Annotated in this window: 23 protein-coding genes; 8 read left to right on the forward strand and 15 right to left on the reverse strand. The window is 73.8% G+C overall.

Going from position 1 to position 22,915, the window contains the following annotated elements; translation table 11 throughout:
• Positions 1 to 184: 184 nt before the first annotated feature.
• Both KDL28_RS19700 and KDL28_RS19705 read right to left on the reverse strand, forming a co-directional pair.
• On the reverse strand, positions 185 to 1,435 hold the full coding sequence (locus KDL28_RS19700) for an MFS transporter (protein WP_252440761.1): 1,251 nt from the start codon (positions 1,433 to 1,435) through the stop codon (positions 185 to 187).
• Positions 1,436 to 1,439: 4 nt separating this feature from the next.
• Complete coding sequence (locus tag KDL28_RS19705; protein ID WP_252440763.1) at positions 1,440 to 2,948, reverse strand: glutamate-cysteine ligase family protein; 1,509 nt, start codon at positions 2,946 to 2,948, stop codon at positions 1,440 to 1,442.
• A 216-nt stretch (positions 2,949 to 3,164) separates the two neighbouring features.
• On the opposite strand from KDL28_RS19705, the gene KDL28_RS19710 reads away from it, so the two are divergent.
• Together KDL28_RS19710 and KDL28_RS19715 are read left to right on the forward strand one after the other, a co-directional pair.
• Positions 3,165 to 3,971 (forward strand): TrmH family RNA methyltransferase, encoded by an 807-nt coding sequence (locus tag KDL28_RS19710; protein ID WP_252440765.1) that lies wholly within the window; start codon positions 3,165 to 3,167, stop codon positions 3,969 to 3,971.
• A gap of 62 nt (positions 3,972 to 4,033) precedes the next feature.
• Complete coding sequence (locus tag KDL28_RS19715) at positions 4,034 to 4,561, forward strand: DUF2537 domain-containing protein (RefSeq protein WP_252440767.1); 528 nt, start codon at positions 4,034 to 4,036, stop codon at positions 4,559 to 4,561.
• 18 nt (positions 4,562 to 4,579) lie between these two features.
• On the opposite strand, the gene sepH is transcribed toward KDL28_RS19715, so the two are convergent.
• From sepH to KDL28_RS19745, 6 genes are all read right to left on the reverse strand, one after another.
• Positions 4,580 to 6,067, reverse strand: a complete 1,488-nt coding sequence (sepH, locus tag KDL28_RS19720; protein WP_252440769.1) for a septation protein SepH — start codon at positions 6,065 to 6,067, stop codon at positions 4,580 to 4,582.
• 305 nt (positions 6,068 to 6,372) lie between these two features.
• Positions 6,373 to 7,509, reverse strand: coding sequence for a phosphoserine transaminase (serC, locus tag KDL28_RS19725; protein WP_252440771.1), 1,137 nt, complete (start codon positions 7,507 to 7,509; stop codon positions 6,373 to 6,375).
• A 49-nt stretch (positions 7,510 to 7,558) separates the two neighbouring features.
• Positions 7,559 to 8,179: a response regulator gene (locus KDL28_RS19730; RefSeq protein WP_252440773.1), complete on the reverse strand. Its 621-nt coding sequence runs from the start codon at positions 8,177 to 8,179 to the stop codon at positions 7,559 to 7,561.
• Positions 8,176 to 9,402, reverse strand: coding sequence for a sensor histidine kinase (locus KDL28_RS41585; RefSeq protein ID WP_252440775.1), 1,227 nt, complete (start codon positions 9,400 to 9,402; stop codon positions 8,176 to 8,178). Before KDL28_RS41585 ends, KDL28_RS19730 begins: the two co-directional genes overlap by 4 nt.
• Positions 9,403 to 9,407: 5 nt before the next feature.
• Positions 9,408 to 10,232: an ABC transporter permease gene (locus tag KDL28_RS19740; RefSeq protein WP_252440776.1), complete on the reverse strand. Its 825-nt coding sequence runs from the start codon at positions 10,230 to 10,232 to the stop codon at positions 9,408 to 9,410.
• A complete protein-coding gene (locus tag KDL28_RS19745; protein WP_252440777.1) occupies positions 10,229 to 11,113 on the reverse strand; it encodes an ABC transporter ATP-binding protein in 885 nt (294 codons plus the stop codon). Before KDL28_RS19745 ends, KDL28_RS19740 begins: the two co-directional genes overlap by 4 nt.
• Before the next feature lie 94 nt (positions 11,114 to 11,207).
• On the opposite strand from KDL28_RS19745, the gene KDL28_RS19750 reads away from it, so the two are divergent.
• Entirely contained in the window at positions 11,208 to 13,409 is a 2,202-nt protein-coding gene (locus KDL28_RS19750; RefSeq protein WP_252440779.1) for a spermine/spermidine synthase domain-containing protein, read from the forward strand.
• 7 nt (positions 13,410 to 13,416) lie between these two features.
• Here the strand turns inward: KDL28_RS19750 and KDL28_RS19755 are convergent, their stop codons facing one another.
• On the reverse strand, positions 13,417 to 13,998 hold the full coding sequence (locus KDL28_RS19755) for a VanZ family protein (RefSeq protein ID WP_252440781.1): 582 nt from the start codon (positions 13,996 to 13,998) through the stop codon (positions 13,417 to 13,419).
• A gap of 169 nt (positions 13,999 to 14,167) precedes the next feature.
• Here KDL28_RS19755 and KDL28_RS19760 point away from each other — a divergent pair, with 169 nt between their 5' ends.
• The gene (locus KDL28_RS19760; RefSeq protein WP_252440783.1) at positions 14,168 to 15,484 is read left to right on the forward strand and encodes an MFS transporter; all 1,317 of its coding nucleotides are present in this window, start codon (positions 14,168 to 14,170) and stop codon (positions 15,482 to 15,484) included.
• Between the two features lie 72 nt (positions 15,485 to 15,556).
• Here KDL28_RS19760 and KDL28_RS19765 read toward each other — a convergent pair whose 3' ends face one another.
• Complete coding sequence (locus KDL28_RS19765) at positions 15,557 to 16,672, reverse strand: citrate synthase 2 (RefSeq protein ID WP_252440860.1); 1,116 nt, start codon at positions 16,670 to 16,672, stop codon at positions 15,557 to 15,559.
• Between the two features lie 299 nt (positions 16,673 to 16,971).
• On the opposite strand from KDL28_RS19765, the gene pdxH reads away from it, so the two are divergent.
• Entirely contained in the window at positions 16,972 to 17,661 is a 690-nt protein-coding gene (gene pdxH, locus KDL28_RS19770; protein WP_372497020.1) for a pyridoxamine 5'-phosphate oxidase, read from the forward strand.
• Between the two features lies 1 nt (position 17,662).
• Here the strand turns inward: pdxH and KDL28_RS19775 are convergent, their stop codons facing one another.
• Complete coding sequence (locus KDL28_RS19775; protein ID WP_252440785.1) at positions 17,663 to 18,142, reverse strand: PNPOx family protein; 480 nt, start codon at positions 18,140 to 18,142, stop codon at positions 17,663 to 17,665.
• Positions 18,143 to 18,204: 62 nt separating this feature from the next.
• On the opposite strand from KDL28_RS19775, the gene KDL28_RS19780 reads away from it, so the two are divergent.
• Positions 18,205 to 18,693, forward strand: coding sequence for a MarR family transcriptional regulator (locus tag KDL28_RS19780; protein ID WP_252440787.1), 489 nt, complete (start codon positions 18,205 to 18,207; stop codon positions 18,691 to 18,693).
• On the opposite strand, the gene KDL28_RS19785 is transcribed toward KDL28_RS19780, so the two are convergent.
• A complete protein-coding gene (locus KDL28_RS19785; protein ID WP_252440789.1) occupies positions 18,694 to 19,182 on the reverse strand; it encodes a hypothetical protein in 489 nt (162 codons plus the stop codon).
• On the reverse strand, positions 19,182 to 19,394 hold the full coding sequence (locus tag KDL28_RS19790) for a hypothetical protein (RefSeq protein WP_252440791.1): 213 nt from the start codon (positions 19,392 to 19,394) through the stop codon (positions 19,182 to 19,184). Before KDL28_RS19790 ends, KDL28_RS19785 begins: the two co-directional genes overlap by 1 nt.
• 340 nt (positions 19,395 to 19,734) lie before the next feature.
• Here KDL28_RS19790 and KDL28_RS19795 point away from each other — a divergent pair, with 340 nt between their 5' ends.
• The gene (locus KDL28_RS19795; protein ID WP_252440793.1) at positions 19,735 to 20,586 is read left to right on the forward strand and encodes a helix-turn-helix domain-containing protein; all 852 of its coding nucleotides are present in this window, start codon (positions 19,735 to 19,737) and stop codon (positions 20,584 to 20,586) included.
• 6 nt (positions 20,587 to 20,592) lie between these two features.
• On the opposite strand, the gene KDL28_RS19800 is transcribed toward KDL28_RS19795, so the two are convergent.
• Together KDL28_RS19800 and KDL28_RS19805 are read right to left on the reverse strand one after the other, a co-directional pair.
• Positions 20,593 to 20,796 (reverse strand): DUF397 domain-containing protein, encoded by a 204-nt coding sequence (locus KDL28_RS19800; protein WP_252440795.1) that lies wholly within the window; start codon positions 20,794 to 20,796, stop codon positions 20,593 to 20,595.
• Between the two features lie 166 nt (positions 20,797 to 20,962).
• Complete coding sequence (locus tag KDL28_RS19805) at positions 20,963 to 21,184, reverse strand: DUF397 domain-containing protein (protein WP_252440797.1); 222 nt, start codon at positions 21,182 to 21,184, stop codon at positions 20,963 to 20,965.
• Positions 21,185 to 21,617: 433 nt separating this feature from the next.
• On the opposite strand from KDL28_RS19805, the gene KDL28_RS19810 reads away from it, so the two are divergent.
• Entirely contained in the window at positions 21,618 to 22,871 is a 1,254-nt protein-coding gene (locus KDL28_RS19810; RefSeq protein ID WP_252440799.1) for an MFS transporter, read from the forward strand.
• Positions 22,872 to 22,915 lie beyond the last annotated feature (44 nt).

The raw sequence follows: 22,915 nt of genomic DNA on the forward strand, positions 1-22,915 counted from the left end.
CGTCGACGGGCGTGCGGGGGCCGCGCCCGACCGTGCGGTGGGGCGCCTGCGGTGCTGGCGGCGGGCCGGCGGCCCGGCGTCCGTGCGGGCCTGCTCCGGCGGGAACGGGATCGACTGTAGGTAGGGCCGGCGGCCCGGCGGGGCCGAACGGGAGATCGCTTTGCGATCGTGAACGCCGCCCGGCTCAGCCGCCGCCCGGCGCCCCGACGTCGTGGGTCGCCAGCCGGAAGCCGCTGACCAGCAGCAGGACCCCCGTCGCGGCGATGCCGGCCACGCCCACCCACAGCGCGGTCCGCAGGCCGGCCGAGTCGGCGAGCAGCCCGCCGAGCGGCGCCCCGACGACGACCATCGCGCGGTTGAACGAGCGGATGGTGGCGTTCATCCGGCCCTGCAGCCGGTCGGGCGTGAGTGCCTGCCGGTACGACAGCGTGATCGGGTTCTCCAGGCCCATCCCGAGCCCGTACAGCAGCTGCCCGCCGGCCGCGAGCACCACCACCACGGGCCCGTCGTGGGCCCCGGCCAGCGCGATGACGGCGAAGCCCACCGCTTCGAGCAGCCAGCACGCGGTCACCACGGCCGGGATCCCGATCAGCCCGCCCACCCGCTCCGACGCCGAGCTGCCGGCCAGCGCGCCCACGCCGGCCAGCGCGAAGGTCGCGCCCAGGCCAACCGCGTCCAGCCGCAGCTCGAGCAGGGCGTAGGGCACGTAGGTGGCGTTCAGGACGGCGTGGAACAGGAACCAGCCGTGCGTGCCCAGCGCCAACGGGCGCAGGGTCGGGTGCCGGTAGACCCAGCCCACGCCCTCGCGCAGCTCGGCCACGACCGACCGGCGCTCCCGCTCCGGCACCGGGTCGTCGGCCGGGGTGAGCGCGGTGAGCACGCCGGACACGGCGTAGCTCAGCGCGTCGACCAGGATCGTGACCGGGGCGCCGATGGCGGCGACCAGCCCGCCCCCGACCAGCGGACCGCTGGTCTGGGCGACCGCGTCGCTCTGGTCCAGCCGGACGTTGGCCCGGTGCAGCTGCTCGCGCGCCACCAGCCGGGGCAGGAACGACTGGTGCGCGGCCGCGTTGAGCACCGACAGCAGCCCGAACACCAGCATGACGGCGACCAGCACCGGCACGTCCAGCCACCCGAGGGCCCACAGCGCCGGGACGCAGCCCAGCGCGACCGCCCGGCCGAGGTCGGTGGCCACGAGCAGCGGCTTGCGCCGGATGCGATCGGCCAGCACGCCGACGAACAGCCCCACCGCCAGGTACGGCAGCATCGTGGCGCCCTGCACCAGTCCCACGTCGGCGGCCGAGCCGCCGAGGTCGACCACGACCAGCACGCCGATCGCGACCGTGCTGATCCGCGTCCCGAGGTCGGAGACGGTCGAGGCGACCCAGAACCGGCGGAAGCCCGGCTGCCGTCGCAACTGCGGGAGGGCGGTCATCCGCTCAGCCGGGCAGGGCCCAGGTGTGCACCGGCGCGTTGGCCTCAGAGGACTCCAGGTAGCGATCGAGCATCCCGCGCAGCGCGCGCTGCCGGTCGGCGCCGCGGGCCTCCAGCGCGGCGACCGCGTCGACCTGCCACGAGGCGCCCGTGCGCCGCAGCGCGCACCGCTGCTCGATGACCGACAGGTAGCGGTCGATCACCGGGGCGGTGACGCCGAAGCGGGCCAGGCCCTCGGCCGCCTGGGGCAGCAGCTTGCGCAGCACCAGCTCGTCGGGGCGGATCCAGCCCGAGCCCGGCCAGTACAGCGGCCCCTCCAGCCCGTGCCGGGCGGCGGTGGTGAAGTTCTCCTCCACGGCCTCGAACGACATCGTGCTCCACAGCGGGCGCTCGGCGTCGGTCAGCGCGCGCAGCAGGCCGTAGAAGAACAGCGCATTGGCCACCATGTCGACGGCCGTGGGCCCCGCGGGCAGCACCCGGTTCTCCAGCCGCACGTGCGGCTCGCCGTTGGCGATGTCGTACACGGGGCGGTTCCACCGCCAGATCGTGCCGTTGTGCAGCTTGAGCTCGTCGAGGTCGGGCACCCGGCCCGCGGACAGGTCGGCGTGCGGGTCGGTGTCCTCGGTGACCGGCATCAGCGCCGGGAAGTAGCGGCTGTTCTCCTCGAACAGGTCCAGGATCGAGGTGATCCAGCGCTCGCCGAACCACACCCGCGGGCGCACCCCCTGGTTGCGCAGCTCCGGCGTGCGGACGTCGCAGGACTGCTCGAACAGCGGGATCCGGGTCTCCGCCCACAGCCGCGCGCCCAGCAGGAACGGCGAGTTCGCGCCCACCGCGAGCTGCACGCCGGCGATGCACTGGGCGGCGTTCCAGTACCCGCCGAACTCGTCGGGGTGGACCTGCAGGTGCAGCTGCATCGACGTGCAGGCCGCCTCCGGGGCGATCGAGTCGAAGTCGGCGCTGAGGCGATCGGGGGCGAGGTCGTGGCGCCCGGACGGGTCGTCGCCGGTGATGTCGAGCCGGATCGGCTCCCCCCGCTGGCCGAGCATCTGCTCGTTGAGCACCCGGTAGCGCTCGTCGGGCGACAGCGAGTCGAGCACGAGGTCGGCGCGGCGCAGGGTGGGGAGGATGCCGATCACGGCGAGGCGGGACCCGCAATCGCGGGCCTTGGCCCCGGCGACCGCGAGCTCGTCGAGCAGCTGGTGCTCCAGGTGGCGCCACTGGTCGCCGGGCAGCGGGCGCGGCGGCAGGTTCAGCTCCATGTTCCAGCGGCCCAGCTCGGACTGGAACTCCGAGGCGCCGATGGCCTCCAGGACGGCCTTCCCGGACAGGGACGGGGCCAGCGCGTCGTCGACGAGGTTGAGCTCGACCTCGATCCCGGTCATCGGCTCGTCGCGCGCGAACGGGTGACTGCGCAGCATCTCGGTGAGCGCTTCGAGGCAGCTCTGCACCTTCGCCCGGTACTGCTGGCGGTCCCGTCGACTGAACGTGCGTCGGTCGACGTCCTGGCCCATACGCGCCTTGCCCTCCCTGGTCCCGGGCCGACACCCCGGGGGCCGGCCCACTGCCGCCCACTGTGACACCGAGATCGTGGCACTGGCGGGCGGTGAACTGCAGCGGAGCGACGGACCCGAGCGGCTGTCAACCGTGACACAACCGTGATCCAACCGCTACGGCCGACCGGATGACCGCCGCGGCCGCGCTGGTGGGGCCTGGAACGATCCCCGCTCGTGGCCTCCCTGATCCCGGTCGCCGAGGCGGCGGACCCCCGTCTCGACGACTTCCGCGACCTCACCACCGCCGATCGCCGACCTGACCGTCCGGGTGGGCGCGGGCTGGTCATCGCCGAGGGCGTCGTCGTGGTGCAGCGCTTGGTCGCCTCGCCGTTCCCGGTGCGGTCGCTGCTCGGGGTCGCCCGCCGGTTCGACGAGCTCGGGCCCGACCTCGCCGGGCTCGACGTCCCCGCCTACGTCACCGACGCCGCCACCATGGCCGAGGTCGTCGGGTTCCACCTCAACCGCGGCGTCCTCGCCGTGGCCGACCGGGCGCCCCGCCCCGACCTCGACGACCTGCTGCGCGACGCGCGGCTGCTGGCGGTGCTGGAGGGCGTCAACGACCACGAGAACCTGGGCTCGCTGTTCCGCAACGCCGCCGCGCTCGGCGTCGACGGCGTGCTGCTGGGGCCGCGCTGCGCGGACCCGCTGTACCGGCGCAGCGTGCGGGTGTCGATGGGGCACGTGCTGCGGGTGCCGTTCGCCGAGCTGCCCGGGGCGTGGCCGGGCTCGCTGGACCGGCTGCGCGCGGCCGGGCTGCGGGTGGCCGCGCTGACCCCGGCACCGGACGCGGTGCCGCTGTCCCGGGCGGGCCTGGCCGGGGAGCGCGTGGCGCTGCTGCTCGGCGCGGAGGGGCCGGGGCTGTCCGCGGAGGCGCTCGCCGCCGCCGATCTGCGGGTGCGCATCCCGATGGCCTCCGGGGTCGACTCGCTCAACGTGGCGACGGCCGCGGCCGTCGCGTTCCATTCCGTGGGACACCCGTAGGCTTGTGCGCCGAGCGCAACGGTCGGGGCCGACCGTGAGACGCGCGGCCCACGGGGGACGGGTTGGAACTGGGGGACCGGCAGCCGGGGGATGCCCCGCTGCCCGAGGAGCTGCAGGACGCGGTCCGCGAGTGGTCGGCGCTCGCCCTGCTCACGGCCAGGTCCGGCGGACCGACCGAGAAGGCGCTGGTGCGCAGGCGGGGCCTGCAGCTGGCCGGGCGGGTGGCCGACGTGCTGGGTCGGCCCGTCGAGTTCACCGACCCGAGCACCGGTGAGATCGAGTCGGTGCGGGTGGGCGGCCCGGCCCCGCGGCTGGCCGCGCACCCGCCCGGCCCCACGCCGTGGGCCACCGGGCTGACCATCTCGGCGTTCTTCGCGATCGTGGTCACCATCGCCGACGTGGCGCTGAGCAGGGCGTTCGCCGAGGCGTTCGGGCTGCTGTGGGTGCCGGCGAACCTGCTCGTCGGGCTGGGGCTCTCGCCGTCGCTATACCTGCTGCGCCGGGTGCCGTTCTGGCGCTGGCCGGCGATCGGGACCGCCGTCGGCCTCGTCGCCGCCTGGGTGGTCCTGCTGCTGGGGCTGCTGGGCTGACGCCGCGGACGGGGCGGGTCAGTGCTGGCCGCGGACGCCGAGCAGGACCTCGTCCCAGGACGGCATGACCGGCTTGCCCTTCTTGGTGCGGCGGGCCGGGGGTCGGGGCTTCTCGGCGGCCGGCTCGGCGGCCTTCTCCGGCTCCGGCGCGGCGGGCTCGGGCTCCGGCTGCGACGGGGCCTCGGCCGCGGGTGCGGCCGGGGTCTCGGCGGCCGGGATCTGCGGGGCGGGCTCGGGCTCGACGGCGGGCTGGGCGGCGACCGGCTCGGCGGCGACCGGCTCCGGCTCGACGGCGGCGGTGGGCTCGGGTGCGGTGGGCTCGGGTGCGGTGGGCTCGGGTGCGACGGACTCGGGCTCCGGGCGCGGTGCCTCCTCGGCGACGGCCGGCTCCGGGGCGGGCGCCTCGGGCACGTCCTCGACCGGCGGGGCCGCGGCGGCCTCGGCCGGCGCCTCGGGGGCCTCGACCGGCGCCTCGGGGGCCTCCTCGACGACCTCCTCGACGACGTCGACGGGCTCCGGCTCGGGCTCGGGGGTCGGCTCGGGGGTGACCGGCGGCGGGGCCGGGCGCTCGTGGCGCTCCACCGGGTTCTGCGGGGCGCGCCGCTGCTCGACCGGGCGCTCGGCGGGGCGCTCGGGCGCGCGCGGCGGGGCGGCGTAGCCCTGCGCGGCGCCGTACTCGCCCGGGTGCGGCTCCGGACGCGCCTCCTCCGGGGCCTGGCGCTGAGCGGGCGGCGCGGGGCGCCACGGCTCGGGGGCCGTGCGGGTGGGGGTGCGATCGTAGGCGGGGTAGGCGGGCTCGGGACCGCGCCGGTCGGACCCGGAGGCGGCCGCGCGCAGCTCGGGCACCGGCGCCGGGGCGGGGCCGGTGTCGTCGGGGCGGCCGATGTCGATGACCGGGCCGACCGGCCGCAGCGGGCGCGCGGGCAGGCCCTCCACCAGGTCGAACGCGTTCTCGTCGATGGCGGTCACGGTGCCGCCGTTGGCGCCGGGCTGGAACGTCCAGTGGGCGCGGATGTCGGAGTGGCCGGCGTGCCAGGACAGGCAGACGACCCACTTGCCGTCCTCGCCCTTCCAGGAGTCCCACTCGAAGTCGGCGTACTCCTGGCCGCGCAGCCCGAAGGTGTGCGCGACGACGTCGCCGAGCATGCGGGAGTCGGGGCCGTCGGCGCGGACCGGGTGCGCCCGCTGGGCGACCTCGGCCGTGCGCGAGCGCTCCAGCAGGACCGGGTAGGCGAAGCGCTCGATCTTCTGCAGGGCGACCCCGGCCATCGCGGCCACCTGCTCCACGGACGCTCCGGCGCGGATGCGGGCCTGGATCTCTCGTGGGCGCAACTGGCTCTCCACCTCTACCGCGATCTGTCCGAGACGGGTGAGGTCACCACGGGCGGCCGCACGCAGCTTCTCGTCGGCTGGAACCGTGTAGCGCTCGCGCCGGTCCGCGTCCTCGAGCACGACGGCGAACTCCCCGTCCTGCTCGAGGATCCCGACGACCCGAAGCGCCCGCATCGGTCGGCCTCCCCGCTGTCTCTCCCCGTCCGGGTGACGGTAGTTGCCGGATCGCAACCCACGACGGAGGCGCGCCGGACCCGAAAGGCCGGTTCCGCCGCGATGATGCGCCCGACCGTCGAGCGGGCTGTGCTCCTCCGTGCGCGCAGCGTTCCATGTCGATCACCGGAACGCGCGCCACGATGCCGGACCGTGATCCGCCCCGCCCGCCCTCCGGACCCCGACCCCGGTTCAGGAAAGCCACGATGCTGAACCCTGCGGGCGGCATCGTGGCTTTCCTGAACTCCGGCGGGGGGCGTCAGGAGTCAGGACTGGCGCTCGACGACCCAGTCGATGCAGGCGGTGAGGGCCCGCACGTCGGCCGGGTCGACGGCCGGGAACATGCCGATGCGCAGCTGGTTGCGGCCCAGCTTGCGGTAGGGCTCGGTGTCGACGACGCCGTTGGCGCGCAGGGTGGCGGCCACGGCCGCGGCGTCCACCGAGTCGTCGAAGTCGATGGTGCCCACGACCTGCGAGCGGTGCGCCGGGTCGGCGACGAACGGCGTGGCGAACCCGCTGGCCTCCGCCCACGCGTACAGGTGGCCGGAGGACTCCGCGGTGCGGGCGACGCAGGCGTCCAGCCCACCGAGGCCCAGCATCCAGTCGACCTGCTCGGCCATCAGGAACAGCGTGGCCACGGCCGGGGTGTTGTAGGTCTGGTCCTTGGCCGAGTTGTCGACGGCGGTGGCCAGCGACAGGAACGGCGGGATCCACCGGTCGCCCGCGGCCAGCTCGGCGACGCGCTCCAGCGCGGCCGGGCTCATCAGCGCGACCCACAGCCCGCCGTCGGCGGCGAAGCCCTTCTGCGGGGCGAAGTAGTAGGTGTCGGCCTGGGTCGGGTCCAGCGGGAGGCCGCCGGCGCCGGAGGTGGCGTCGACGACGACGAGCTGGCCGTCGGTGGCGTCGGCCGGGCGCACCACGGGCACGGCGACGCCGGTGGAGGTCTCGTTGTGGGCCCAGGCGATGAGGTCGCACGTCGGCTCGGCCCGGGGGGTGGGCGCGGTGCCCGGCTCCGCCGTGACCACGACCGGGTCGGCCAGGAAGGGCGCGCCCTTCGTGGACTCGGCGAACTTCGCCGAGAACTCGCCGTAGGCCAGGTGCAGGGCGCGCTCGCGGACCAGGCCGAAGGCCGCGGCGTCCCAGAAGGCGGTGGACCCGCCGTTGCCCAGCACGACCTGGTGGCCGTCGGGCAGCGAGAACAGCTCGGACAGCCCCGACCGCAGGCGCCCCACCAGCGACTTCACCGGCTTCTGCCGGTGCGAGGTGCCCATCAGGGCCGCGCCTGCCCCGGACAGCGCGGTGAGCTGCTCGGGGCGGACCTTGGACGGGCCGCAGCCGAAGCGGCCGTCGGCGGGCAGGAGGTCGGCGGGGATCTGGAGGTCGGTCGCGGTCGAAGCGGTCACGCCCTCCAGTCTCCTCTGCTGCCCCCGGCGGGGGAGCACCTGACCCCGTTCAGCTGAGCAGCCCCCGGTCGCGGGCGATGGTGACCGCGGCCGTGCGGTCGGACACGTCGAGCTTGCTGAAGGTGCGCAGCAGGTGCGTCTTCACGGTGGCCTCGGTGATGTGCAGCTCGCGGCCGATCTCGGCGTTGGTGCGGCCCACCGCGACCAGCCCCAGCACCTGGACCTCGCGCGGCGAGAGCGACTCCGGCTGCGGTCCGCGCATCCGGCTGACCAGCCGGGCGGCCACCGAGGGCGTGAGCACCGTCTCGCCGCGGGCGGCGGCCCGGATCGCCGAGGTCAGCTCGGCCTGCGAGCAGTCCTTGAGCAGGTAGCCCGCCGCGCCCGCCTCGACGGCGCGCAGGATGTCGGCGTCGGTGTCGTAGGTGGTCAGCACGACCACGTGGGTGCCGGGGTGCTGCTTGCTGATGGCGGTGGTGGCGGCGACGCCGTCGCCGCCGGGCATCCGCAGGTCCATCAGCACGACGTCGGGGCTGTGCGCGCCGACCATGGCCACCGCCTCCGGGCCGGAGCCCGCCTCGCCGACGACGTCCAGGTCGGGCTCGGCGGCCAGCATGCCGCGCAGGCCCTGCCGGACGATGACGTGGTCGTCGACGACCAGTACGCCGATCACTGGATCTCCTGGGGGGTTCGGGCGGTGGGGACGGTGACGGTGACGGTGGTGCCCGACGGCCCGGAGTCGACGTCGACGGCGCCGGTGAGCCGTTCGACCCGGCCGCGCAGGATCCGCAGCCCGAAGCTGGTGTCGTCCACGTCGTCGGGGTCGAAGCCGGGGCCGTCGTCGCTGACCGCGAGGGCGACGGCGTCCGGGTCGGTGTAGTCGAGGTCGACTTCGACGCGGCCGGCGCCGGCGTGCTTGCGCGCGTTGGCCAGCAGCTCCTGGGCGGCGCGCAGCAGCACGATCTCGGTCTCCGCGGAGACCTTGCGGGGGGTGCTGTGGACGGTGTGCCGCGCCGGTGAGCCGGTCTCCTCGGCGTAGCGGTCGGCGGTTCGCCCGACGGCGTCGGCGAGCGAGCGCGCGGCGGCCTCGCCGGGCGCGCCCGCCGCCACGAGCCGGCGGGCCTCCTGCAGGTTCTCGCGTGCGGCGCGGACGGCGAGCTCGACGTGGCGGCGGGAGCTGTCCGGGTCGGTCGCGAACTGGGCCTGCGCGGCCTGCAGCAGGGTGACGATGCTGGTGAAGCCCTGGGCCAGGGTGTCGTGGATCTCCCCGGCCAGCCGCTCGCGCTCGGCGGCCGCGCCCGCCACGTGCGACAGCTCGGCGACCTGGGCCTGGCTGGCCTCCAGCTCGGCGATCAGCGCGGCGCGGCGCTCGCTCTCGTCGGCGAGCCGGGTGATGAAGACGCCGACCAGGATCCCGAACAGGGACATGAACACGGCCTGCGGGGGGAACAGCTCGCCGATCAGGCCCTTGCCCCGGAACACCGCCCCGGCCAGCGGCCCCAGCACCGTGAGCGCCACGACCGCGCCGATCGCCGGGCCGAGCGGGAGCAGCCAGAACAGCTGGGAGTAGACGATGAAGGCCGCCCAGCTGGCCGAGTCGGCCAGCGCGGTGGCGGCCACCATCCCGACGCCGAGCGCCGCGCACAGGGCCAGCCGTCCCGCGGTGAAGGGTCGGGCGTCGGGGGACAGCGCCATCCGCCGCCCGGCCAGCGGCCAGGACAGGGCCATCCCGACGACGATCGCCATCGCCGCGAACCGGGCGGCGGGCGCCACGTCCTCCAGGGCGATGAGCGCGCAGGTGAACACCGTCGCGGCGGCGAAGAACAGGTCCCAGAGCCAGAAGCTCAGCAGCGGGCCGCCCGTCCCCGTCCGGTCCGCGCCCACCTTCGCCCCCACCCCGCTCACCCGTCCTGGCCCCGCCGCCACCGGAAGGTGGTCAGGCACAGCACCAGCCCGATCACGCACCAGGCGCCCAGCACCAGCGCGACCCGGTCGAGCTCCCACGTCCCGGCGGGCTCGTACGCGGCCATGCTGTCGGGCAGGAACACCGAGCGGAAGCCCTGGGCCATCCACTTGACCGGGAAGAACGAGGCGGTCGTCACCAGCCCGTCGGGCAGCGCGGTGATCGGGGTGACGAACACCCCGGAGACGAACTGCAGCGCCAGGTAGGGGATCTGGGTGATGGCGTTCGCGCTGCGCGCGTTGCGCGCGGTGCTGGAGATCGCGATGCCCAGCAGCGAGCAGGACGTCACGCCGAGCGCGAACACCCAGCCGAAGGTCAGCCAGTCGCCGACGGTCGCCGGGAGGGTCAGGCCGAACAGGGCCATCGCGACCGCGAGCATGAGCGCGATCTGGGCCACCGTCGTCACCGCGACGAGCACGATCTTGCCGATGAAGTAGGCCGCGGCCGGCATCGGCGTGCCGCGCAGCCGCTTGAGGGTGCCGTCGTCGCGGTCGCCAGCGATGTCGGTGCCCAGGCTGACGAACGTGGTCGACATGATCCCGGCGGCGATCATCCCGGCCGCGAGCACCTGGGAGGACGTGACGCCCGCCGGCTCGCCGTGGTCGCCGAACACCGAGCCCAGCAGCACCATCAGCACGGTCGGCAGCGAGAAGGTGAACACCACCGCCTCGCGGCTGCGGAAGAACCGCTTGACCTCCAGCGCCCCGCGGGCCAGGCCGAGCGGGAGGGCGGAGGGCAGCGGGGCGAGCCCGGCCGCGGTCATCGCGCACCCCCGGCGGCGGCGAGCTCGACGGGGGCCTGCCCGGTCGCGAGCAGCTCCAGGTAGACGTCCTCCAGGCTGGGTCGGCGCACCGCGAGCCCGGGCACCTCGCCGCCGAACCGGGCGGCCAGCCGGGCCACCAGCGCGGCCGGCGCGTCGGTCGACTCCGACCGGGGCGCGCCGCCCTCGAGCCAGTCCACGGTGGCCGGCCGGTGCCGGCGCCCGCCGAGCGTGGCCGGCGTGGCGTCGGCGACGATCCGCCCGCCGGTGATGACGGCGAGCCGGTCGGCGAGCACCTCGGCCTCCTCCAGGTAGTGGGTGGTCAGCAGGATCGTGGTGCCCTCCGCGGCCAGCGCCCGGACCAGCTGCCAGAAGTCGCGGCGGGCCTGCGGGTCGAACCCGGTCGTCGGCTCGTCGAGGAACAGCAGCTCCGGGCGGCCGACGATGCCCAGCGCCACGTCCACGCGGCGGCGCTGCCCGCCCGACAGCTGCCCGACCAGCTGCCGCACGCCGCCCAGCCCGACCAGCTCCAGCACGTCGTCCGGGTCGCGCGGGTCGGGGTAGTAGCCGGCGAAGTGGCGCACCGCCTCGGCCGGGGTCAGGTCGAGCAGGTCGGTGGCGGTCTGGGCGACCACCCCGATCCGGACCCGCCAGTCGCGCCCGGCCCGGCCGGGGTCGGTGCCCAGCACCGCCACCTCGCCGCCGTCGCGGTGCCGGTATCCCTCCAGGATCTCCACGACGGTCGTCTTGCCCGCCCCGTTGGGGCCGAGCACGGCCACCACCTCGCCGTGCTCGACGTCGAGGTCGATGCCGTCCACGGCGGGCCGGGCCGCCCCGGGGTAGTGCTTGCGCAACCCCCGCACCCTGATCGCTGTTGTGGTCATGGGAGCAGCCTGCGCGGCCCCGGGACGTGCCGGGACGAACGGACGACGGGAACCGCCGTCGGCCGTTCGACGGACACCCGTACGCTCCGGGGCCATGTCCGCTCCAGCGACGAGCCCCGCGCCACCGAAGAACCCGCTGCTCGGCGTGCGCACCCGGCTGGTGCTCGCCAGCGCGTTGATGCTGTTCGTCGAGCTCGCGCTGATCCGCTGGACCGGCTCCAACGTGGTCCACCTGAGCTACTTCTCGAACTTCGTGCTGCTCGGGTCGTTCCTCGGGATCGGGCTGGGCTTCCTGCGCGCAGACCGGGCGAGGGTGCGGCCGTTCTACTCGCCGATCACGCTCGGCGTGCTCGTGCTGTTCATCATGACGTTCCCGGTGACGGTCGACCGCGGCCAGGACGACTCGGTCATCTACTTCACCAGCCTGTTCACCACCGGCCCGCCCACCTGGGTGGTGCTGCCGATCGTGTTCGCCGCCGCCGCGGTGATCACCGCCGGGCCCGCCGAGCTGGTCGGCCAGTGCTTCACCAAGCTGCCCCGGCTCACCGCCTACCGGTTCGACCTCATCGGCAGCCTGATCGGCATCGTGGCGTTCACCGGCCTGTCGTTCCTGGGCGCCCCGCCGATGTGGTGGGGGCTGATCGTCGCGGTGCTGTTCGGCGTGCTGCTGGTCCCGGCGCCGACCCGCTCCGGGGTGGCGCTGGGCGTGGTGCTGGTCGCCGTGCCGTCGGTGCTGATGGTCGCCGAGCTGCGCACCGAGTCGATGACGCCGGGGGCCACCTGGTCGCCGTACTACAAGATCCAGGCCGGGGAGCGCGTCGTGAACGGCGTGCCGATCGTCGACATCGCGGCCAACGGCGTCCCCCACCAGCAGGCCATCCCGGCCGCGGCCCGGGTGCAGTTCGAGCCGCAGTACGCGCTGCCCTACGAGCGCGCCGTCGGGCAGAGCCTCGGTGACGTCCTGATCATCGGGGCGGGCAGCGGCACCGACGTGGCCATCGCGCTGGCCAACGGCGCCGAGCACGTCGACGCCGTCGAGATCGACCCGGGGCTGCTGCAGGTCGGCCGCGAGAAGCACCCCGACCGCCCCTACGACGACCCGCGGGTGACCGTGCACGTCGACGACGGCCGGGCGTTCCTGTCGCGCACCGACCGGACCTACGACCGCATCCTCTTCGCGCTGCCCGACTCGCTGACCCTCGTGCAGGGCGCCAGCTCGCTGCGCCTGGAGAGCTACCTGTTCACCGAGGAGGCCTTCGCCTCCGCGCGCGAGCACCTCAACCCCGGCGGCGCGCTCGCGATGTACAACTACTACCGCGAGGGCTGGCTGATCGACCGGCTCGCGCTCACCGCGGAGACCGTCTTCGGGCACCAGCCCTGCGTCGACGTCGTCGGCGGCGAGCTGGGCCAGGCCGTCATCACCACCGGGCTCACCCCGGCCGACCAGTCCTGCGGCCCGCAGTGGGCGGGCGCCACCGAGGACACCCCGGCCCCGGCCACCGACGCGCGGCCGTTCCTGTACCTGTTCGGCGCCACCATCCCGTCGCTGTACCTGGTCACCATCGGCCTGATCCTGGCCTTCAGCGTGGCCGCGGTGGCGCTGGTCGGGCGGGGCAGGCGCGAGCCGGGCGGCGAGCGGCCGGTGGGCACCTACCGCCGGATGCGGCCCTACGCCGACCTGTTCCTGCTCGGGGCCGGGTTCCTGCTGCTGCAGACCAAGTCCATCGCCGGGTTCGCGCTGCTGTTCGGCACCACGTGGGTGGTCAACTCGATCGTCTCGGCCGGCGTGCTGATCGCCGTGCTGGCCGCCGTGGAGATCACCCGCCGGTTCCGCACGCCCCCGCTGAAGATCATGTACGCGGTGCTGTTCGGTGGGCTGGCCCTGAGCTGGCTGATCCCCGAGTCCTGGCTGCTGGCGCTGCCGGTGCCGGTCCGGCTGGTGGTCGCGGTGGTGATCGCGTTCCTGCCGATCTTCGCCGCGAACGTGGTGTTCGCGAAGCGCTTCACCGACACCACCGACCCCACCGGCGCCTTCGGGGCCAACCTGCTGGGCGCGATGGTCGGCGGGTGCCTCGAGTACACGGCGCTGCTCGTCGGGTTCCCGGGGCTGCTGCTGGTGGCCGCGGCGCTGTACGTGGGGGCGTTCCTGCTGGCCCCGAAGGGGTCGTTGAGCGGTGACTCGCCCGCTCCCGTCGAGGAGCAGGCGCCGGTCGCCCACGAGCGGGACGACCCCGAGGACGCCGGCGTGGGCGCGGCGGCCGGGCACGACGGGGGCCAGTCCGAGAGCAAGGCCTGAACCGCGCTCAGCGCTCCGGTGCCGGGGCGACCGGAGCGGGTCGGTCCGCCGACGACGCTCCGGCCCGTCCCCGCCACCAGCGGCGCGACGCCAGCGCGGCCAGCCCGGCGCCCGCGGTGTTGAGCAGCACGTCGTCCACGGAGGACACCCGGTCGAGCTGCAGGGCGTACTGCGCGATCTCGATCAGCGCCGAGCAGGCCCCCGCGAGGGCCAGGACCCGCGGCAGCGCCGCCAGCGCCGCGAACCGCAGCGGGGCGAAGGCCCCCAGCGCCGCGAACACCAGCAGGTTGCCGACGATCTGGCCCGGGTCCATCGTGAGCAGGTCCTGCAGCGGCACCAGGATCACCCGGGAGGGCACCTCACCCGCCCGGCTGCCCGGGAACGTGGTCATCAGGACCCACGGCACCGTCCCGTAGACGATGCCGACCTCGGCCAGCGACCTGCGCCATGCCCACCCCCGCGTGGCGCCGGTGGCCCTCCGGTGGCGGGCCAACGCCCACACCGCCAGGGCGGCCAGCGGCAGCCCGGCCACCGTCGTGAGCACCACGCCGGTCTCGGTGAAGACCCACTCGTGCCATCCCCTGGTCACGCTCGCCCCACTACGCCGCAGTCCATGCCCCCAGTGAAGTCGGCCCGGCGTTGCCGGTACGTATGCGTTTTCCGATACGCCGACGGTATGCGCCCGCGGGCCGCGGTTCACGGCCCGCCGGACCGGGCGGGGGTTCCCTGCGGCGGCACCGTGGGGCAAGCTGAGTCTCGTGAGAGAACCCAGCGTGCTGCGGCGCATCCACCCGGCCTGGTGGGTCGCAGCGGTGACCTTCCTGGCCCTGGTCGGGGCCGCGGGCTTCCGGGCCGTGCCCGGCGTGCTCATGGAGCCGCTGCACACCGAGTTCGGGTGGTCGATCTCGACGATCTCGGCCGCGGTGGCGGTCAAGATGGCCCTCTACGGCCTGACGGCGCCGTTCGCGGCCGCGCTGATGGAGCGGTTCGGCATCCGCAAGGTCGTGACGGCCGCGCTGCTGGTCGTGGCCACCGGCAGCGGCCTGACGGTGTTCATGACGGCCAGCTGGCAGCTCATCCTGTGCTGGGGCGTGCTGGTCGGGCTGGGGACCGGGTCGATGGCGCTGGCGCTGGTCGCGACGGTCACCGGGCGCTGGTTCGAGGCCCGGCGCGGGCTGGTGTCGGGAGTGCTCACCGCGGGCGGGGCGGCGGGGGCGCTGGTGTTCCTGCCGCTGGTGGCCGTGATCTCGGAGGGCTACGGGTGGCGTCCGGCCTCGCTCGGGGTCGCGGGGGCGGCGCTGGCCGTGGCGCCGTTCGTGCTGTGGCTGCTCCGCGACAAGCCGTCCGACCTGGGGGTGCTGCCCTACGGTGCGGTGATGCCGGAGCCGTCGGCGGCGGCCGCCGGGGTGGTGCCGGTGGCGGCGCCGAAGGTGGGCCCGGCGCGGCTGGCGCTGCGGGCGCTGGGCACGGCCGGGCGCACCCGGCCGTTCTGGTACCTCGCCGTCGGCATGATGATCTGCGGGGCCACCACGATGGGGCTGATCCAGCCGCACTTCATCCCGGCCGCGCACGACCACGGCATGCCGCAGACGGTGGCCGCGGGGCTGCTGGCCCTGGTCGGGCTGTTCGACATCGTGGGCACCATCGCCTCGGGCTGGCTGACCGACCGCATCGACCCGCGCTACCTGCTGCTGGCCTACTACGTGCTGCGCGGCCTCTCGCTGATGGCGCTGCCGGTGCTGTTCGGGCCGGACATCGAGCTGCACATGGTGGCGTTCATCGTGTTCTACGGCCTGGACTGGGTGGCCACCATCCCGCCCACGATGGCGCTGTGCCGGGAGATCTTCGGCGGGCTCGCACCGGTGGTGTTCGGCTGGGTGTTCGCCAGCCACCAGGTCGGCGCGGCGCTGATGGCGCTGGGCGCCGGCATCGTCCGCGACGAGCTGGACGCCTACGACATCGCCTGGTACATCGGCGGCGGGTTGGCCGTGGTCGCCGGGTTCCTGTCGCTGCTGGTCAAGCGGGCGCCGATCGCCGCTCCCGCCGCCGGGCCGCCGCTGGCCACGAAGGCGTAGCAGCCGTCGGGGACGACGTCGTCGTGATCGACGGGGCGATCCGGTGACGACGCCGTCCTCGACGGGCCGGGGTCAGCTGCGGGCGATCTCCGTCCAGCCCTCGACCCGCTCGGGGCGGCGCGGGCCGGGGCCGATGTACTGGGCCGACGGGCGGACCAGCTTGTTCTCCCGCTTCTGCTCCATGATGTGCGCCGACCAGCCCGCCGTGCGGGCGCTGGTGAACATGGCCGGCATCATGTGCGGCGGCACCTCGGCGAAGTCGAGGATCACCGCGGCCCAGAACTCGACGTTGGTCTCGATCGGGTGGTCCGGGCGGCGCTCGCGCAGCAGGGCCAGCGCGGCCTGCTCCAGCGCGACGGCCACCTCGTAGCGCGGCGCGTTCAGCTCCTGGCAGGTGCGGCGCAGCACGCGGGCGCGCGGGTCCTCGGCCCGGTAGACGCGGTGGCCGAAGCCCATCAGCTTCTGCTTGTCGTCGAGGATGCCGCGGACCAACGCCTCCGGGTCGCCGGTGCGCTCGGTCTGCTCCAGCATCGGCAGCACGCGGGCCGGTGCGCCGCCGTGCAGCGGGCCGGACATGGCGCCGATCGCGCCCGACATCGCCGCCGCGACGTCCGCGCCGGTGGAGGCGATGACCCGGGCGGTGAAGGTGGAGGCGTTCATGCCGTGCTCGGCGGCCGACACCCAGTAGGCGTCCACGGCCTTGACGTGGGCCGGGTCGGGCTCGCCGCGCCAGCGGGTCATGAACCGCTCGGTGATCGTCGAGCACTCGTCGATGCGGCGCTGGGGCACGGCGGGCACGCCGATCCCGCGCGCGGACTGCGCGACGTAGGACAGCGCCATGACCGAGGCCCTGGCCAGCTGGTCGCGGGCCTCGTCGTCGTCGATGTCGAGCAGCGGCCGGTAGCCCCAGTACGGCGCGAGCATGGCCAGCGCGGCCTGCACGTCGACGCGGACGTCGCCGGTGTGCACCGGGATCGGGAACGGCTCGGCGGGCGGCAGGCCCGGCCCGAACCGGCCGTCGACCAGCAGCGCCCAGACGTTGCCGAAGCTGACCGCGCCGACGAGGTCCTCGATGTCGACGCCGCGGTAGCGCAGCGCGCCGCCGTCCTTGTCCGGCTCGGCGATCTCGGTGCGGAAGGCGACGTGGCCCTCCAGACCCGACTTGAACCCGGGTGGGGGCGGGGGCACCGCCGGTGCCTCCGGCGCGGTCGGCGCCGTCCCTGCATTCTCCGTGATCGGTGCAGTGGACACCTGTGTCCTCCTCATCGTGGTCCCCGACAGGCGCCGGCCGGGCCGCCGGTGGCGGACCACGACCGGAGGTTGCGCCCGCCGCCTGCGCCGGTTGCGGCTGCGGCCTCGGGCTGGCCACGGGCGCCGTGAGATGCACGCGGTTGGCGCCAATCTGCCCGCGCGGGTGTCCCGTGGCAACGGGGCATGCGGGTGGGATCGGTCACCGACGTTGTCCACCGCGTGGCCACCCCCCTACCGTGGCCGGGGTGGACAGCGTCGCCGCGGGGGAGCCGGGCACCGACCAGGGGCTGGCCGCGATGCGGGTCGACTACGAGACCGCGGGCCTGGACGTCGACGACCTCGCCCCCACCTGGCACGAGCAGCTGGCCGCCTGGTTCGCCGAGGCCGTGGCCGCCGACGTGGTGGAGCCCAACGCGATGGTGCTGGCCACGGCGGGCACCGACGGCAGGCCGTCCTCGCGGACGGTGCTGTGCAAGGGCTTCGACGCCCGCGGCGTGGCCTTCTACACCAACTACACCTCGGCCAAGAGCCACGACATCCGCTCCACCCGCTACGCCTCGGCCACGTTCCCCTGGTACGCCCTGCACCGGCAGGTGACGGTGCGCGGGATCGTCGAGACGGTCGACCTGGACGAGGTGCTGGCCTACTGGTCGAGCCGGCCGCGGGGCGCGCAGCTGGGGGCGTGGGCGTCGGCGCAGTCGGCGGTGGTGCGCGACCGCCGCGTCCTGGACGACGCGCTGGCCGCCGTCACCCAACGCTTCGAGGGCCAGGACGAGGTGCCGCTGCCCGGTCACTGGGGCGGCTGGCGGATCGCGCCCGACCAGGTCGAGTTCTGGCAGGGCCGCTCGGACCGGATGCACGACCGGCTGCGCTACGACATCAACCGCCTCGACCGGACGTGGGCGGTGCAGCGCCTGGCGCCGTGAGTCAGTCGCGCACCCGCAGCTCCAGCACCCGGGCCCCGGCGGCCCACGCCGCGCGCAGGTCGTCGGGGTCGGGGTTGCCGGCGGCGTCGAGACCGAGCCCGTTGAACTTCGCGAACTGGTGGTTGTCGCGGGCGATGACGTCGTAGAGCCGCACGACGTCGGCCTCCTCGGTGTGCACGCGGACGTCGGCCCGCCTGAGCCTGCCCAGGTAGCGGACCTCGACGGGCTCGCCGGTGCGCAGGTTGCGGCCCCAGGCGAACGAGGTGCCGATCAGCAGCGCGCCCTCGTGCCGGGTGAAGGCGACGGGGACGGCGAACCGGCGGCCGGACTTGCGCCCGACGACGTGCACGGTGACCAGGCGCTGCCCGATGCCCCGGGACACCAGGGGCGTGGCCAGCAGGGCGCGCACGATGCGGTTGGCCACGCCCTGGAAGCGCATGGGGCGGGCGTGCGGCGCGGTGCCGGGGCTCTGCTGGGTCACGACGGCCCTCCTGGGGCATTGTTGTCCGGGTTGCGGCAACGATAGCATGGAGTCCGTAAATTATGAGTTCCGTATCATCTGGCCGGGACGACGCCCGCCGGGCGCCGGCCGCCGCCGTCCGCGACGGGCTGCGTGCCGCGAACGCCCAGCTCTCGGTGCTCGACCAGGTCGTGAGCGCCCGGCTCGACATGCGCAACTCCGACCGCGTCTGCCTCGACCTCATCGCCCGCCACGGCCCCATCGGCCCCAGCGAACTGGCCCGGCTCGCCGGCGTGCACCCGGCCACCATGACCGGCGTCATCGACCGGCTCCAGCGCGCCGGGTGGGTCGTCCGCGAACGCGACCCCGAGGCCGCCGACCGCCGCGGCGTCGCCGTGCGGGTGCGGCGCGACCGCGCCGGCGAGGTCCACCGCCTCTACGGCGGCATGCGGTCGGCGCTGGATGAGATCTGCGCGGGGTACAGCGCCGCGGAGCTGGAGCTGATCGTCGACTTCCTGGGCAAGGTGTCGGCGGCCGGGCAGGCGGCGGCCCAGGAGCTGGCCGACCAGTGATCACCACAGGCCCCAGCGCGGGCGGATGAGCAGGACGGCCAGCCGGTCGGGCCGCCGGCGCATCAGGACCCGCACCTCCGGAGCCGCGCAGGCGGTGCGGATGTTCGGGACCGCGTCGTACAGGTCCTCGAACGTCACCCCGGCCCGCAGCTTCACCTCCACCAGCACGGCGTACGGCCCCGCGGGCAGCGCCCACAGCACCCACGGCAGGCGGCCCCGCAGGTCGACGGCGCAGGCCTCGGTCAGCGCGGAGCGGACGCGGTGCGGCAGCACCACCAGCTGGTAGGCGCGGATGACCCCGTGCCGGACGCCGGGAACCGCGGCGATGAGGACGCCCCCGACGGCCGCGAGCAGCCCGCTGATCCACGGCCCGGCGGAGTCGACGGCGAGCGCCCCCGACACGACAGTCGTCAGCTCGACCCGCCCCCGGACGAGCCACCGGACCAGGCCGACGCGGCGCGGACGCCGGGACCGGTGGTCGTCCCTCATCACGACCGCCTCGAGTTGGGCGGGATCGGCTCGAGCCCGACCTGGTCCCACCGGGCGTCGCGGTAGGTGCGGGTGAACGGGTGCGGGCGGGTGATCCGCCAGCCGCGGACGAGGGCGGCGAGGTCGTCGTCGGCGAAGATCCGGTCCTCGACGGCGACGATCTTGGCAGTAGCCCGTTTTGCAATTGCGTGGAGGAGAGTACGGTGTGACATGCTCTGGCCCCTGTCCTGTGTTAGCGCGCGGGAGGGTGTGTTGAGCGACATCCGCAGGCGGTGTTAGCGCACCGGTCCGCGGATCACAGCGAGTACGTGCATTTGCATGTGCTCGTGTAGGAAGGGCGTCGGCGGATCAGGCCGGCGCCCTTCTTGCGTTGTGGCGGCTCTTGGCGACCACCTCGCCTTCGTATCGGCTTCGTCGCGAACCGATCATTCCGGTCCGACGGACGAGTCAACCTGCGGGCTTGCGCTATGGTCATCAGTGTGAACGGAATATTCCATCAAGGCAAGGTGGGCGGGGGGAAGTGAGGACCAGCGCGTGGGTCCGGAGGGAACGATGATCACCGATCCGGGAACGAACCCGACGGTGGCTCGGCGGGCGCTGGCCGTCTACTTCCGCAGGCTCCGCGAGCAGCGAGGGCTCAACCTGGCAGAACTCGCTCACTTGCTCGGTGTGCAGCAGAGCCAGGCCTCGCGGCTGGACACCGGCTCGCGCGGGCTGCGGCGGGTCGACGTCGAGCGGCTCTGCGACTGGTACGGCGTCGGGCAGGGGGAGCGGCACCGTCTCCTGGCACTTTCCGATGAGGCCCGCCGCCGGGCGTGGTGGCAGAAGTACGATCTGGCCGACTCCTATCGCACCCTCATTGGTTTCGAGCAGGTCGCCGAGTCCATCAGTGAGTACTGCGTCGGAGTGGTGCCTGGATTGCTGCAGACCGAGCGCTATGCCATTGCTGCTGTGGCGGCGAGCGGAAGTGGACGGACACTGCAGCGCGCAGCTCAGGCGGTGGAGGTACGCATGCGTCGCCAAGTGATCCTGGAGCGGCCCGTTCCGCCGCACTACTCGGTCGTCATCGATGAGGCCGTGTTGGCGCGCGGCGCCGGGGGGGTCGAGGTGATGCGCGAGCAGATGGAACGACTGCTGTCGTTCTGCGAACGCCCCAGGACGTCCATCCAGGTGCTGCCGTTCCGTGCCGGGATCTACCCTCCGGGTTCGGCCCAGTTCATCATCCTCGAGCTCGGATCGCAGCTACCCGACGTGTACTACTCCGAGGACCAGCTCGACGCCGTCGATTCGAGTGACGACAAGGACCTCGAAGAGGCACGTGCCCTCTGGGACCGGCTCCGGCGCCTGGCTCTGGACCCAGCTCAGAGTTCGGAACTCATCCGGCGGCACATGGGTCAGCTCTAGCGGGGATCAGGGCGCCAGGAGATCGTCGAACTCATGCCGGCGCACACCTTCAAAGAAGGCTGCCATTTCTTGGGGAGTGCAGGAAATTACGATCTCCGGGCAACGTGAATTTCGGACGAGGACTTCGCCGTCGTGGGTGGCGAACTCGACGCAGGCGCCGTTGCCGATGCTGGCAGTGGACTTGGTCCACTGAAGGTCGGCGTCGGGCATCCCTGTCTCCTCGTATCAAGCTCGTTTCCGCCATGCTGCGGGCTCCACCATGCCACCAGTGCAGCTGAATGCCAAGGCCGGGCCCGGCATCACATCTGCCCAGATTCCTCGATGATCTGACCAAAATGGACGATCGTGACGGGCCCTGCTTCCGGGCGAGAGCTGATCACTGATCGAGCAGGTGGTCGAACTCGCCCTTGCGGGCTCCGTCCAAAAAGGCGCGGAGTTCGGCCACGGTGTACATCAGCGGCGGTGTGCCGGGGTTCTTTGAATCGCGCAATGCGATCATTCCGTTGATCTTGGCGAGCTCGACGCAGGCGCCGTTGCCATAGCTAGCACTGGCCTTGATCCAGTCCAGCTGGTCCTTCGGCGACGGCGCCATGTCCATTCCGGTCCTTCCTTGGCCCGGCTGGGGTGGCGGCGAAAGGATCGACGTCCACGTCGAGACGGGCACGGCATGTGGGGAGCTGCTGCGCCGTCCGGCGGACGACATTGCGACCGAAGCGCGTACTGCGGCCGGGCGAACGGTCCATCGTCGGGTGTGGCCGCGAGCTGAAGCCACATCCCCCTCACGGACGTAGACGTCTCACGGGTCATGACGTTGAGTAACGGATCGGCATCGATGCGGGAGGTGTCGTCACCGGGTCGGCTGCGGGCGACGTCACGCGTCTCGGCGGGCTGCTCTCGCAGTGAAGGTGGCAGGCTGGTTAGCCGTGACAACGACCGGTCCGGAACCCGCACGCCCTGATCAGGTCGGCCGCACGGCCCCGCCGGGACCTGAACGCCCGACGCAACCCGTCACCCGCCGGATCGCCCGCGCAGTGCGCGGTGCCCTCGCCGACACCACCCCGCTGAAGACCCCGGCCTACCGCAGGCTCTGGTTCGCGGGGATGGTCACGGTGGTCGGGGCGCAGCTGTCGGTGGTGGCCGTGCCCGCGCAGATCTACGAGCTCACCGGGTCGTCGGCCTACGTCGGGCTCACCGGGCTGTTCGGGTTGGTGCCGTTGGTGGTGTTCGGGTTGTGGGGTGGGGCCATCGCCGACGCGGTCGACCGGCGCACCCTGCTGCTGGTCACCGGGACCGGGATCGCGCTGTCGTCGCTGGCGCTGTGGGTCACCGCGGCCAGCGGGGTCGGTGGGGTGTGGGTGGTGCTGTCGCTGTTCTCGGTGCAGACCGCGTTCCTGGCGGTCAACCAGCCCACCCGCAACGCCGTGCTGCCGCGGATCCTGCGGATCGAGGAGATCCCGGCGGCGAACGCGCTGAACATGACGGTGTTCCAGGCCGGGGCGATCGCGGGGCCGCTGCTGGCCGGGGTGCTGATCCCGGTGATCGGGTTGCCGACGCTGTACCTGGCCGACTCCGTCCTGCTGCTGGCCACCCTGTGGGCCACCTGGCGGCTGCCGGTCATGCCGCCGGACCCGGGGGTGGACGGGATGCGGCGCCGGGCCGGTCTGCGCGAGGTGGCCGCCGGGTTCCGCTACGCGCTGCTGCACAAGGTGCTGCTGGTGTCGTTCCTGATCGACGTGGTGGCGATGGGCTTCGGGATGCCGCGCGTGGTGTTCCCGCAGATGGCCCAGGAGACCTTCGGCGACCCGCCCGGCGGCGGGATCGCCTACGGCCTGCTGTTCGCCGCGATCCCGATCGGGATGGTGCTGGCCGGGGTCTTCTCCGGGCGGTTGACGGGCGTGCGGCGCCAGGGGGTCGCGGTCACCGTCTCGATCTGCGTCTGGGGCGTGGGCGTGGCGCTGTTCGGGCTCACCGGCTCGCTGTGGCTGGCGGTGCTGTTCCTGGCCGTGGCCGGCGCGGGCGACCTGGTCAGCTCGATGTACCGCAACTCGATGCTGCAGGTCGTGGCCACCGACGAGATGCGCGGGCGGATGCAGGGGCTGTTCATCGTGGTGGTGGCGGGCGGCCCGCGGCTGGCCGACCTGTGGCACGGGCCCGCGGCCGACTGGGCGGGTCCCGGGCTCGCCGCGACGATCGGCGGCGTGGCGGTCGTGGTGGTGTCGGTGATCGTCGTGCTGGCGTTCCCGGTGTTCTGGCGGTACCGGGCGCCCGTCGCCAGCCGGGCCTGAGCACGCGGCTGATCGGCCCGGTCGAGCCGTCGTCGACATCCACC

Origin of the sequence: Pseudonocardia humida (genome assembly GCF_023898865.1) — a bacterium.
GTDB classification, from domain to species: domain Bacteria; phylum Actinomycetota; class Actinomycetes; order Mycobacteriales; family Pseudonocardiaceae; genus Pseudonocardia; species Pseudonocardia humida.